Below are 12,201 nucleotides of genomic sequence, written 5' to 3'. Positions count from 1 at the left end.
GTCTCATTTCAACTCGAAGCCGTTGGCCGCGCGCGGCGGCGGCACGGACGGCGGCGCCGGCGGCAAGGCGCCTTCCATCTTGCCGCGCAACATCAAGTCCGCGCGCGAGGGCGGCGCCAGCTGCGCCGTCGGCAGCACGGCGTCGGCCGGCAAGGGCTTCACCAGGTGCGCGGTAATGACGAACAGCAATTCCGTGCGGTCGTTCTGGAAATCCGTGCTACGAAACAGCGCGCCGAGAATCGGCAGCTCGCTGAGCCACGGCACGCCCGTGATATTGCTCACCTGGTTATTCTTGATCAAGCCGCCGATGGCGTAGCTCTGGCCGTCGTACAGCTGCACCGTGGTCGCGGCGCGCCGCGTGGTGATGACGGGCAGAATCGAGCGTCCGCTGACGCCGGCGGCGGAAATGCCCACGCCCTCGCGCGACAGTTCCGACACTTCCGGCGCCACCTTCAGGTTGATGCGCCCGCCCGACAGCACGGTGGGCGTGAAACGCAGGCCGACGCCGTATTCGCGCTCTTCCAGCGTGATCTTGTTGTTGTCCTGGCCGACGGGAATGAAGATCTTGCCGCCCGCCAGAAAACTGCCCTCCTGCCCGCTGATCGCCATCACCGTCGGCTCGGCCAGGATGCGCACCAGGCCATCCTGTTTCTGCGCCTCGATGGTCAGCTGCTGGCCGTTCGACTTGCGCACGTCGAGCAAGCCATTCGCCGTGCCGCTCAAGAAATTCGACAGCAGGGTGGTGGCCCAGCTGCCGGAGGCGAAGCGCAAGGTGGCGCCCACTTCCAGCCGCTCCAGCAGCGACTTCGACACTTCGGCAATTTGCACGGCCAGCATCACTTGCTGCGGCGCGCTGACGTCGAGCATATTGATGACGCGGCTGTTGGCGCTGGCCGCGCCGCCAGCCGGCACCGTGGCCGCCACCGGCAAGGCGGCGCCGTCGGCGGGCTTGGGCAGCGCCAGCGGGTGCGTAGCACGGCGCACATACGCGTGCGCCAGCTCGACGGCGCGCAGCACGGCGCCCGCATCCTGCACCGTGCCCGACAGCACCAGGGTGTCGGCCACGGCTGTCACGCGGATGGCTTTTTCTTCCGGCATCAGGGCCGCCAGGGTCGTCTGCAGGCCGGCCGGGTCCATGCTGACGCTGACGTTGACCACGCTGCACGCGCCGCTTCTGCCCTGGATGATCATATTCGTGCTGCCCACGTCGACGCCCACCACATACAAGGTGTCGGGCGCCACCAGCATGGCTTGCAGCATGGCCGGATTGCCGACGCTGCGGGCCAGCACGGCCTCGGGCAGGCGCAGCATGCTCGACTTGCCCACTTGCAGCTGCAGGTGGCCGGGGGTAGCCGCTTCGCCGCCGCAGCGGGGGCCAGGATCGGCCGCCGCGCCGGCAAGCGGCAACAGCAGGCAGCACAGAGTCAGCAGGGCGCGGTTCATGAGCGTGTCCATGGTTGGCTAAAAACATTCGCGCGACTGGCGCGTTCCGTCGATGACGCCGCTGCACTGGCGCGGCGCTTCCACTGCCGCCTTCACCACGCGCACCGGACGCGGCGCCACGGGCACGGCGGCGGGTACGGCGGCGGGCGCGGGCTCGGCCTCGTGCGGTCCGCCCAGCAGGGTCAGCTTGGTGGCGCCCGCCGTCACGCCCGGCTGCGGGTCGACCTGGTTGCGCAGCACCAGCGACAGGCTGCCCACGCTGCGCGCCAGGTCCAGGTTTTCCGCCTGTTCCGGCGTCACTTCCAGGGTCACGGCATTGACCACGCGCGGCTTGGTCTCGTCGCGCCCCACTTCCTGCGCCACGGCCAGCACGAGGATGCGTTCGAGAACGATCTTGGAAATATTGCGGCTTTGCGGAAACGCGCGGTCGCCCGCATCCTGCTGGGTACTCACGATGATGTCGACATAATTGCCCGGCAAGGCGAAGCCGGCCACGCCGATCACGTCGTTGACGCGCACGGTGATGGCGCGCCGCCCTTCCGTGATCAGGGCCGACAGGCCGCCCAACGTCCCGGCGGGCGCCAGCTTGGCTTCGCTCAGCGGCTCGCCGCGCAGCACGCTCGTTTTCAGCACCCGTCCCGCCAGTTTCGCCGGGTCTTGCAGCGCCCCTTGCGGCAGGCTTTCCGCCGGCCATTCGGCCAGGCGCAGCATCTCGGGCGTCAGGCGCTGGCCCAGGTTGACATCGCTGGCGGCGACGACGATCTTGCCCTTGCCGGCCGGCGTCTGGCGCAGCAGCCAGTGCGAGGCCAGCAGCACGGCCAGCAGCCCCAGCACCACGGCCAGGCCCATCATCAGGAGGGCGCGCCGGTTTTTCATGCGATACGCTCGCACAGGCTGGCGGCCGGCATGTCGCAGCTGGCAAACAGGCTGCTCCAGGCCTGTTCCAGGGCGCCCACCGTCAGGCGCGCTTCGCAGCCGGCAAAGCCCGCGAAGTCGCCTATGCGCGCCAGCAATTCCTGCGGATAGCTGGCCAGCAGGGGCCGTCCCTGCGCGCCATGCAGCTGCAGCAGGTGGTTCAGGGCCGCCTCGTCGATGGCCATGCCGGCCAGGCGGCATTGCTGGCGGAACAGGGCGCGATAGGCGTTCTCGGCCAGCGGCCCCACCTGCACCTTGTAGCCGATGCGGCGCAGCAAGGCGGCGTCAAACAGCTCGCCCGGCGGCACATTCGTGGCCAGCACGAGGGCGTTGTCGAAGGGCACGCTGATCTGCACGCCGCCGGGCAGGCCCAGCTGGTCGCTGCCCCGTGCCAGCGGCTGCATCAGCCGCGTCAGCAATTCTTGCGCGCCCAGGCGCTGGCGGCCCAGGTCGTCGATGATCAGCATGCCGTTGTTGGCCCGCACATGGGGCGGCGCCTGGTAGCAGCCGCCGCTGGCGTCAAGCCGCAGCTCCAGCATGCCGGCGTCGAGCTCGGCGCCCACGTGGATCACGGGACGCTGGCACAGCACCCAGCGGATATCCGTGCTGCGCCGTTCCAGCGCCTGGCGCGCATGGCTGACGTGCTGCGGCGCGGGCGGCAGGTGCTGCGCCGGATCGTACAACTGGATGATGTCCTGGCCGACGACGATGGCGTAGGGCACGGCGACCAGCCCGTGCAGCAATTGCCCCAGTTGCAGCGCCAAGGTCGACTTGCCGCTGCCGGGCGGACCGTACAGCAGCAGCGAACGCCCCGAATGCAGGGCCGCGCCGACCACGTCGAGCATGCCCGGCCCCGCGTGGGCGCCGCCGAGCACGGCGGCCAGGTCGTCGCTGCCCACGCGCTGTTCCTGCGCCAGCCACGACTGGCGCGCCACCATGGCGCGGTACGCTTCCAGGGTGACGGGGGCGGCGCCGATATACGCGCAGCGCTCCAGAAAAGCGCTGGCGCGCTGCTTGCCGGCGCCCGTCAGCTGGTACTGCACGTCGATGTCGGATTCGCCGCGCCAGGCCACTTCGGCCATCTGCTCCGTCACCATGAAATCGAGCACTTCGCGCAAGACATTGATCGACAGGCGCAAGCGCGTCGTCAGCGCGGACAGGTGTGTCTTGCCGCCCACAAACATCAGCTTGGCGATCAGTTCGACGACCAGCGGCCGCTCCAGTCCCGTTTCACGCAAGCTCTTCGGCTGCGGCGGCAAGGGCGGCATCAGGTTCGCGTCGGCGGGACGCGGCGCACTGTCGGTACTCATGGAATAATCGACCTCGGTCATGCTGCGTCTCCATGCCAGTTAAGACTGCATTGAACAGAATTCATTCTAGCGAGCGGGGACTGGCGCCCATTGATCAATAGCAATGAATACCAATCAGAAATAATGCCGCCCTTGCACCACCAGGCAGCCCAGGGCAATGGCCAGTCCGTACGGCATGTTGCCCACGCTGGCATGGCTGCCCAATGCGGTCGGCGCCAGGGGAATGCCGGCCATGCGCGCGATCATCGGCCACAGCAGCTGGCGCAGATTGCCGAGGCAGGCGCGCCACTTGCCCTGGTACGTGATCATCAGCACGGCCATCAGGCCGCCCAGGACAAAGGTGGCGAAACAGATCTGCAGCACGGGCCAGGGACCGGCAAAAGCGCCCGCCATGGCGATCAGCTTGACGTCGCCGGCGGCCATGCCGCGCAGCACGTATAAGGGTAAAAACAGGAAAAAGCCCGTCGCCATGCCGCCCAGCCACAACGGCAGCACGCTTTGCGGCCACAGCCACAGGTGCAAGGCCAGCGCGGAGAGGATGCCGGACAACACCACACCATTGGGAATCTTGCGACGGATCAAATCACTGACGGCAGCGGCCGTCACAAAGCACAGCAACAGCAGGTCGCACAAGGCAGTTGCAGGCATGGCATACCTCCCGAAGAAAAACCCGCTGCCGGCCGGCCAGCAGCGGGCACCCGCTTAGGGCGTCAACACCAGGTTCGACGAAATGTCGGTGAGGACGGCCAGCAAGTTAGTCTTGATCAGCAAGAAACCGGCCGTGATGGCGGTGGCCATCAAGGCCGCAATCAGGCCGTATTCGATTGCCGTAATGCCATCCTCATCCTTGACAAACTGCTGTACTGCCGACAGGAAGGTATGCATGACAAGCTCCCAAAAGTGAATCACAAGTCCCTGGCGCAATCGGGTGTGAAACATTGCCCATTCCTGCTAATATGTTTCCTGCCGTAAATTTCTGCGCCATTGCATTGACTATAAAGCGTCCACGTTTTGGCAAATTGACGCGCCACAAGTTTCCATATGGAAATTATCAAACCCTGTTGAAATGACGGCTGGCGCAAGCAACTGTTGCGATCCGGATTGAAAGCCTTCGTCAAGGCAAGTTTTTTACAATGTGCTGCATGAATATCATGTATTTACATGAAATATTGCATACGTTAATTGCCTATTAGGCAAAAAGACATTATCCTGCTTAGCTCTTCTTTGGAAAGGCCTCTCGCCCGGCGGTAAAGAGCGTCATGCCACCAAATAAATCTTGGCTTCTTGTAGACGGACGCGAACATGCTCTTGCTTGATGCAATGCTGGTATGACGACACTTGTGTGACTACTTTCCAGAGAACGACAATGGATTCCCTACTGAAACACATGGTGGACATGACCGGGCACCGCGACCACACGATGCTCGACATTTCCGTGATCTCGGCGGTCCAGGAACTCGCTGCCGCGTCGCAGACCCGTGTGCTGGCCCTGACCACCGTGCGTGGCCAGGTGTTCGTGCGGTCGCGGGCCATCATCGTGGCGGGCAGCGTGGCCCGCATGGAAGAGCATACCGACCCTACCCTGCCCGGCGAACCGCTGTCGGACTACCCGGCGCTGGCCGCCTGCATCAAGCGCCATGAAGCGAGCGCCGACACCCTGTGCGCCGACGGCCGCCACCTGCTGTGGCTGCCCATCTGGATCGGCGACCAGGTCACGACCTGCCTGGAAATCACCAACCCCACGCCGTACACGGGCGCCACGATCCAGGTGATCGGCGGCATCGTCAGCGTGTACCGCAATTTCCAGAACCTGCTCGACTACAGCGAGCGCGATTCGCTCACCGGCCTGTTGAACCGCAAGACCTTCGACGACCAGCTGGCGAAAATCCTGCATAGCCGCGGCGAACCGGAAGCGGACAAGCCGCGTCCCGTCGATGAAGAACGGCGCCACCATACGGACACGGAACGGCAATGGCTGGCCGTGATCGACGTCGATCATTTTAAATTGGTCAACGACAAGTTCGGCCACCTGTATGGCGATGAAGTGCTGATCCTGATCGCCAACCAGCTGCAATCGTCGTTCCGCTCGCAAGACCGCATCTTCCGCTTCGGCGGCGAGGAATTCGTCGTGCTGCTGCGCTCGATCACCCTGGAAAATGCGCAGAAAATCATCGACCGCTTCCGCACCAATGTCGAAGCGCACGACTTCCCGCAAGTGGGCAAAGTCACCGTCAGCGTGGGCTTCGTCAGCATCAACGCCTACGAGGCGCCCGTCATCATCCTCGGCCGCGCCGACCAGGCCTTGTATTACGCCAAGAGCCACGGCCGCAACCTGGCTTGCCACTACGACGAGCTGGTCGCCAAGGGCTTGCTTACCACCATCGCCTCGAACGATACGGCGGAATTTTTCTAGGCATCCGCCAGCGAGATAAAACGCATGGGATCGACCTGCCACTTGGCCGCCGACTCATGGCCGACGATCTTGTCGGCGCCGCCAAAGCCGAAGCCGCGCGACAGGTCGACCGTCTCGGGCTTGATGTAGGTCTTGCTCTTCGTACTGAAAAACACATTCACTTTCGGCGCCAGCAGATTGCTTTCGTGTGCCTCGACGACGACGGCCAGGCGGCCCGATTCCAGCATCACCATGGTGCCGACCGGGTAGATGCCCACGCAGCGCATGAAATCCTGCGCGAACACGGGGTTGAAATGGAATTTGCTCCATTCATAAATCTTGCGCAGGGCTTCGGCGGCGGGAATACCCTTGTGATAGCTGCGGTCCGACGTCAGCGCGTCGTACACGTCGACGATGGCGGCCATCTGCGCCAGCTCGCTGATGGCGTCGCCGGCCAGCTGGTCCGGATAGCCGCTGCCGTCGCGCCGCTCGTGGTGGTGCAAGGCGATGTCGAGCGGAATGGCGCCCACCTCGGGCGACTGCAGCAGGATCTCGTAGCCATCGCGCGGATGGCGCTTGATCAGGGCAAATTCCTCGGACGTGAGGGGGCCCGGCTTGTTCAGCACGCTGTCGGGCACCAGGGCCTTGCCCGTGTCGTGCAGCAAGCCGCCCAGGCCCGCCTGGTGCGTGGTGGCCGCATCGATGCCGCGCGAGCGGCAAAACGCCACCAGCAGCGCGCACACGCTGACGGAATGCAGGAAGGTGTAGTCATCCTTGGTCTTGATGCGCAACAAGCCGACGAGGGCGCCGGGATTGCGCAGGATCGATTCGGTAATATCTTGCACCGTATGCTGCACGCGGTCGAGCTCGACCGCCTTGCCCAGGCGCACGTCGGCCATCACCGTGCGCACCAGGCTCGCGGCCTGCCGCCGCACCTGGGTGGCGCGCGCCAGCTCCATGCCCAGCGACACGCGCGTGACCACTTGCGGCGCCGCGGCGATCTGCACCAGTTCGCGCTCGGTGGCGGCCTGCGCCTGCGCCACCGTGGGCGCATCCTGCACGTCGAGGCCCTTGCCGCTGTCGATCACCACGTCGTGGATGCCGGCCTGCATGATCTTGCGGATTTCATCGTCGCTGCGCAACAGGAAACGGTTGCGCACGAACGGATGCGTCATCCAGTCGCAGCTGAGGTCATGAATGTACATGCCCACTTTTAATTGAGACGAATCAACTTTCTTGAGCATGCGGTCATCCCACAAATACACGGCTGGAGCACCGAAGGCGCTAGAATGAGTATAACAAAATTGTTATTCTGCTGGCCGCGTTCGGCGCTGCGGCGCAACACCCAGTTTTTTCCGCTCAACGCACCCTCAACGCACCGCTATTGGGACCCATGGAACTGCGCCAATTACGCTACTTTGTTGCCATCGTCGATCACGGTTCGCTGTCGCGCGCGGCCCTGATCCTGCACGTGGCGCAACCGGCCCTGACGCAGCAGCTGCGCCAGCTGGAAGAGGAACTGGGCGTGCAGCTGCTGCACCGCTCGGCCCAGGGCGTGCTCAGCACGGACGCGGGCAAGGTGTTCTACGAACATGCGCAGGCGATCCTGAAACAGGTGGCCGACGCCCGCTCGGCCGTCACGCAAAGCGCCACTCGGCCGTCCGGCAATGTGACCCTGGGCTTGCCGCACAGCATCTCCGGCGCCCTGGCCCTGCCCCTGCTGCTGGCCGCGCGCGAACGCTATCCCGAGATCACCCTGCAGCTGACGGAAGAAATCACGGGCAACCTCAATGAACAGCTCAAATCGGGCCGCATCAACCTGGCCGTGCTGTTCGACGATGGCCAGCTCACGCCCTTTGCCTGCAGCCCGCTGGTGGAGGAAGAGATGCGTTTCATCTGCCGCAGCGATTCGCCGTTCGCGCCCGCCGGCCAGGCGCTGTCGTTCCCGCAGGCATTGAGCGCCACCCTGATCCTGCCGGGCCTGCAGCATGGCGTGCGCCCGCGCATCGACAGCCGCGCCCGCGAACTGGGCCTGGAGACGGCGAACGTGATCGAGATCAACTCGATCGCCATCCTGAAATCGGCCATCCTGGCCGGCATGGGCGCCACCATCCTGCCCGCCGCGCCCCTGCTGGCCGAACTCGACAGCGGCGCCATGCGCAGCTACGCCATCCACAGCCCCGTGCTGTCGCGCACGGTGGCCCTGTGCGCGTCGAAGAACATCCCCCTGACGAATGCGGGCAACGCCGTGAAAAACCTGGTGCTGCAAGTGGCCGCCGAGCTGTGCGGCAGCGGACGCTGGGTGGGGGCGCACGTGCTCTCGCCTATGACATAAGTATTTCTTATACCCCCATCGCCAAAGCGTATTTGCCCCCTCTCCTGACTCGTTCTACACTGACCACATTAACTATTTTAAATTTAAAATAGTTATGTGCCGCCCACACGCGGCCGTCCCGTCTGCACAGCGCGCGCCTTACCGGGCGCGCCCCCTGTACAGCCGCTATCTGAAACACCCTTTTGGAGACAGCCATGTCCGTGACCACGGAAAACGGCTCCGCAGCGTTCGCTAGAAACGCCGGTGCCGCGCCATCTACACCGCTTGAACCTTCCCGCTTGACCACCGTCAGCCTCGACGACAAATACACGGCCACATCCGGCGCCATCTTCCTGTCCGGCATCCAGGCCCTCGTGCGCCTGCCCATGATGCAGCGCCTGCGCGACCAGGCCGCGGGCCTCAACACGGCTGGTTTCATTTCCGGCTACCGCGGCTCGCCCCTGGGCGGCCTCGATGAAAACCTGTGGAAAGCCAAGAAGCAGCTGGAAGCGCACCATGTGCAGTTCGTGCCCGGCGTCAACGAAGACTTGGCCGCCACGGCCGTCTGGGGTTCGCAGCAGGTGGACTTGATCGGCCCGGCCAAATACGACGGCGTGTTCGCCATGTGGTACGGCAAGGGTCCGGGCGTGGACCGCTGCGGCGATGTCTTCAAGCACATGAACCATGCGGGCACATCCAAACTGGGCGGCGTGCTGCTGGTGGCCGGCGACGACCATGGCGCATACTCATCGACCCTGCCGCACCAGTCCGACCATTTGTTCTCCGCCTCGATGATCCCCGTCCTGTATCCGTGCAATGTGCAGGAATACCTGGACCTGGGCATCCACGGCTGGGCCATGTCGCGCTTTTCCGGCTGCACGGTAGCCTTCAAGGCCCTGGCCGACACGGTCGAATCGTCGGCTTCCATCGATGCCGACCCGTTCCGCGTGGAAGTGAAGATTCCGCAAGACTTCGTCATGCCCGAAGGCGGCCTGAACGCGCGCCTGTCGAGCATCCCGCTGGGCCAGCAGGCGCGCAACCAGGAAGCGCTGATGCAGGATTACAAGATCTATGCGGCCCTCGCCTACGCGCGCGAAAACAAACTCAACCACACCACCATAGCCAGCCCGAACGCCAAGCTGGGCATCATCGCCTCCGGCAAATCGTATCTGGACGTGCTGGAAGCGCTGGAAGAGCTGGGCATCGACGAACAGATGGCGGCCGACGTGGGCATGCGCCTGTTCAAGGTGGCCATGCCGTGGCCGCTGGAACCGGACAGCGTGCGCGAATTCGCGCAAGGTCTCGATGAAATTCTCGTGGTAGAAGAGAAGCGTCAGATCGTCGAATACCAGTTGAAAGAACAACTCTACAACTGGCGCGACGACGTGCGTCCGCGCGTCATCGGCAAGTTCGATGAAAAAGGCGAATGGGTGGCGCCGCGCGGCGAATGGCTGCTGACCTCGAAGGCGGATTTTTCCGTCTCGCAAGTGGCTAGAGTCATCGCCAGCCGCATCGCGCGCCTGATTTCCGACCCCGTCACCTGCGACCTGATCAAGGCGCGACTGAGTTTCCTCGACGCCAAGGATGCGGTCCTGAAAAAGGCCGTGAACACGCCGTTCCGCCCCGCGTTCTACTGCTCCGGCTGCCCGCACAATACGTCGACCAAGGTGCCGGACGGCAGCCTGGCGCTGGCCGGCATCGGCTGCCACGTGATGGCGACCTCGATCTATCCGGAAATGAACAAGCTGACCACGCACATGGGCGGCGAAGGCGCGCCGTGGATCGGCCAGGCCGCGTTCTCGGAATTGCCGCACGTGTTCCAGAACCTCGGTGACGGCACCTACTTTCATTCCGGCTACCTGGCCATCCGCGCCGCCCAGGCGGCCAAGGTGAATATTACCTACAAGATTCTCTACAACGACGCCGTCGCCATGACGGGCGGCCAGCCCGTGGACGGCTTGATTACCGTACCGATGATGGCGCAGCAGGTGGCGGCCGAAGGCATCGCCCGCATCGCGCTGGTCACGGAAGATCTGTCGCGCTACAGCGACCGCTCGAACCTGCCCGCCCACCTGACCTTGCACGACCGCAAGGACATGGATGCCGTGCAGCGCGAATTGCGCGAAGTACCGGGCGTGTCCGTACTGATCTACGACCAGACCTGTGCCGCCGAGAAACGCCGGCGCCGCAAGAAAGGCGAGTATCCCGATTTGCCGAAGCGCATGGTCATCAACGACGCCGTCTGCGAAGGCTGCGGAGACTGCGGCGTGCAGTCGAACTGCGTGTCGATCTTGCCGAAAGAGACGGAATTTGGCCGCAAGCGCACCATCGACCAATCCTCATGCAACAAGGATTACTCGTGCGCCAAGGGTTTCTGCCCCAGCTTCGTCACCGTCGAGGGCGGCAGCCTGAAGAAGACCAAGACAGGCGCGGGCAAGCCGGGCGAGACGGACGACTTCGGCCAACTGCCGGAACCGGTACTGCCCGCCTGCGAGGCGCCGTACAACATCCTCATCAACGGCATCGGCGGCACGGGCGTCATCACCGTGGGTGCGCTGATGGGCATGGCGGCCCATCTGGAAGGCAAGGGCGCGTCCGTGCTGGACATGACGGGCATGTCGCAAAAGAATGGTTCCGTCACCTCGCACGTGAAAATCGCCAAGTCCCCGGCGCACATCCGCGCCCAGCGCATCGCCACGGGCGAAGCGGACCTGATTCTGGGCTGCGACATGCTGACGGCCGGCGCGCAGGATGCCGTGTCGAAAATGCGCCCGGGTAGAAGCCTGGCCGTCGTCAACCTGCACGAGCAGCCGCCGGGCACGTTTGCGCAAAATGCGGACTGGCAATATCCAACGGCGGAAGTACGCCAGCTGATCGAAGAATCCGTGGGCGGCGCGGACGCGGCCGACTTCATCGACGCGACGAAGCTGGCCACCGCACTGATGGGCGATTCGATTGCCGCCAACCTGTTCATGCTCGGCTACGCCTGGCAAAAAGGCCGCATCCCGTTGACGCAAGCGGCCCTGCTGCGTGCCATCGAACTCAATGGCGTGGGCATCGAGTCGAACAAGAAGAGCTTTTTGTGGGGCCGCCGCGCCGCCGTCGACGTGCGCAAGGTGACCCAGATCGCCACGCCGTCGCAGGCGATCATCGTGCAAATGCCGCAAAGCCTCGATAGCGTCATCAAAAAGCGCGTGGAATTCCTCACCGCGTATCAAAACGCCGCGTATGCGGATGGCTACTTGACCCTGGTCAAACAGGTACGCGACCGCGAAAATACCCTGGGACTGGGCCAGAAGCTGTCGACGGCCGTCGCCAAGAGCTATTTCAAGTTGCTGGCCTACAAGGATGAATACGAAGTGGCGCGCCTGTACACGGATGGCCGTTTCGTGGAGCAATTGCAGCAACAGTTCGAGGGCAACTTCTCCGTGAAATTCAACCTGGCGCCACCGCTGTTCGCCAAGAAAGATGCGAAGGGGCACCTGGTGAAAGCGGAGTTCGGTTCCTGGATGTGGCGCGCCTTCAAGCTGCTGGCCAAAGCAAAAGGCTTGCGCGGCGGCACCTTCGACGTCTTCGGTTATACGGCCGAGCGCAAGATGGAACGGGCCCTGATCGTCGAATACCGCGAACTGCTGGCAGGACTGCTGGTCAACCTGACAGCGGACAACCTCGGTACCTGCGTGGAACTGGCATCCTTGCCCGAGAAAATCCGCGGCTTCGGCCACGTCAAGGAAGCGGCCGTCGATACTTACCGCAAGGACAAGGCGAGGTTGTTGGCCGTGCTGGCGGATGGCAGCAAGCACGCGGCGTAAAAGACAACGCAGAGC

At 64.1% G+C, this 12,201-nt stretch carries 9 protein-coding genes; 3 read left to right on the top strand and 6 right to left on the bottom strand.

All coding sequences use genetic code 11. The annotated features are described in order from the left end of the window. Window positions 1–3: 3 nt before the first annotated feature. The 5 genes from AC07VH_RS18655 to AC07VH_RS18635 form a co-directional block, all read right to left on the bottom strand. Window positions 4–1,443, bottom strand: coding sequence for a type II and III secretion system protein family protein (locus AC07VH_RS18655; protein ID WP_494787517.1), 1,440 nt, complete (start codon window positions 1,441–1,443; stop codon window positions 4–6). A gap of 18 nt (window positions 1,444–1,461) precedes the next feature. Continuing rightward, complete coding sequence (gene cpaB, locus AC07VH_RS18650; protein ID WP_494787518.1) at window positions 1,462–2,319, bottom strand: Flp pilus assembly protein CpaB; 858 nt, start codon at window positions 2,317–2,319, stop codon at window positions 1,462–1,464. Next, the gene (locus AC07VH_RS18645) at window positions 2,316–3,689 is read right to left on the bottom strand and encodes an ATP-binding protein (RefSeq protein WP_494787519.1); all 1,374 of its coding nucleotides are present in this window, start codon (window positions 3,687–3,689) and stop codon (window positions 2,316–2,318) included. Before AC07VH_RS18645 ends, cpaB begins: the two co-directional genes overlap by 4 nt. 93 nt (window positions 3,690–3,782) lie before the next feature. Further along, window positions 3,783–4,316, bottom strand: a complete 534-nt coding sequence (locus AC07VH_RS18640; protein ID WP_494787520.1) for an A24 family peptidase — start codon at window positions 4,314–4,316, stop codon at window positions 3,783–3,785. A 54-nt stretch (window positions 4,317–4,370) separates the two neighbouring features. Next, window positions 4,371–4,553 carry a Flp family type IVb pilin gene (locus tag AC07VH_RS18635; protein WP_034752975.1) on the bottom strand — a complete coding sequence of 61 codons (183 nt, stop codon included), beginning with the start codon at window positions 4,551–4,553 and terminating at the stop codon, window positions 4,371–4,373. A 481-nt stretch (window positions 4,554–5,034) separates the two neighbouring features. Between AC07VH_RS18635 and AC07VH_RS18630 the strand changes: the two genes are divergently transcribed. Further along, window positions 5,035–6,081, top strand: coding sequence for a GGDEF domain-containing protein (locus AC07VH_RS18630; protein WP_070219064.1), 1,047 nt, complete (start codon window positions 5,035–5,037; stop codon window positions 6,079–6,081). Here the strand turns inward: AC07VH_RS18630 and AC07VH_RS18625 are convergent. Beyond that, the gene (locus AC07VH_RS18625; RefSeq protein ID WP_475417049.1) at window positions 6,078–7,304 is read right to left on the bottom strand and encodes an HD-GYP domain-containing protein; all 1,227 of its coding nucleotides are present in this window, start codon (window positions 7,302–7,304) and stop codon (window positions 6,078–6,080) included. The genes AC07VH_RS18630 and AC07VH_RS18625 overlap by 4 nt on opposite strands. Window positions 7,305–7,453: 149 nt before the next feature. Between AC07VH_RS18625 and AC07VH_RS18620 the strand changes: the two genes are divergently transcribed. Continuing rightward, a complete protein-coding gene (locus tag AC07VH_RS18620) occupies window positions 7,454–8,395 on the top strand; it encodes a LysR substrate-binding domain-containing protein (protein WP_494787521.1) in 942 nt (313 codons plus the stop codon). A gap of 194 nt (window positions 8,396–8,589) precedes the next feature. Further along, a complete protein-coding gene (locus AC07VH_RS18615) occupies window positions 8,590–12,186 on the top strand; it encodes an indolepyruvate ferredoxin oxidoreductase family protein (protein ID WP_494787522.1) in 3,597 nt (1,198 codons plus the stop codon). The last annotated feature ends 15 nt before the right edge of the window (window positions 12,187–12,201 follow it).

Source organism: Janthinobacterium sp. GW821-FHT03C10, assembly GCF_059420865.1.
This window is presented reverse-complemented; position numbering and strand designations above follow the sequence as displayed.

What these genes read in the sequence shown, in the direction of transcription:
- AC07VH_RS18655 (WP_494787517.1), bottom strand. Translation starts at nt 1,443, where the DNA reads ATGAACCGCGCCCTGCTGACTCTGTGCTGCCTGCTGTTGCCGCTTGCC.
- cpaB (WP_494787518.1), bottom strand. Translation starts at nt 2,319, where the DNA reads ATGAAAAACCGGCGCGCCCTCCTGATGATGGGCCTGGCCGTGGTGCTG.
- AC07VH_RS18645 (WP_494787519.1), bottom strand. Translation starts at nt 3,689, where the DNA reads ATGACCGAGGTCGATTATTCCATGAGTACCGACAGTGCGCCGCGTCCC.
- AC07VH_RS18640 (WP_494787520.1), bottom strand. Translation starts at nt 4,316, where the DNA reads ATGCCTGCAACTGCCTTGTGCGACCTGCTGTTGCTGTGCTTTGTGACG.
- AC07VH_RS18635 (WP_034752975.1), bottom strand. Translation starts at nt 4,553, where the DNA reads ATGCATACCTTCCTGTCGGCAGTACAGCAGTTTGTCAAGGATGAGGAT.
- AC07VH_RS18630 (WP_070219064.1), top strand. Translation starts at nt 5,035, where the DNA reads ATGGATTCCCTACTGAAACACATGGTGGACATGACCGGGCACCGCGAC.
- AC07VH_RS18625 (WP_475417049.1), bottom strand. Translation starts at nt 7,304, where the DNA reads ATGCTCAAGAAAGTTGATTCGTCTCAATTAAAAGTGGGCATGTACATT.
- AC07VH_RS18620 (WP_494787521.1), top strand. Translation starts at nt 7,454, where the DNA reads ATGGAACTGCGCCAATTACGCTACTTTGTTGCCATCGTCGATCACGGT.
- AC07VH_RS18615 (WP_494787522.1), top strand. Translation starts at nt 8,590, where the DNA reads ATGTCCGTGACCACGGAAAACGGCTCCGCAGCGTTCGCTAGAAACGCC.